The 247-nt window shown below is 56.7% G+C and carries 1 protein-coding gene; it reads left to right on the forward strand.

The window, feature by feature from the left end; translation table 11 throughout:
* A partial coding sequence (locus AACW06_RS20600) for an Ig-like domain-containing protein (RefSeq protein ID WP_202884142.1) occupies positions 1-247 on the forward strand: 247 nt, incomplete at both ends.

The following is a 247-nucleotide window of genomic DNA, read 5'->3' on the forward strand; positions in this document are numbered from 1 at the left end:
ACGTGACCCTACCAACGGGCGTGGAAGAAGGCGATACGGTGACGTTAACCATCACCAACCCAGATGGTAGCACCACGGAGCAAACCTACACCGTGACGGCGGCGGATCTTGCCAATGGCAGCGCCGATATCACCATTCCAAGCTTGACAGCGGAAGGTAACTACAGCATCACCAGCAGCATTACGGATGCCGCTGGCAACAGCAGTGGTGACAGTGCGCCAGTGACGTTTGATTTTGACGCCACCGT

Source organism: Vibrio sp. S12_S33, assembly GCF_963889785.1.
Taxonomy (GTDB): Bacteria; Pseudomonadota; Gammaproteobacteria; order Enterobacterales; family Vibrionaceae; genus Vibrio; species Vibrio aestuarianus.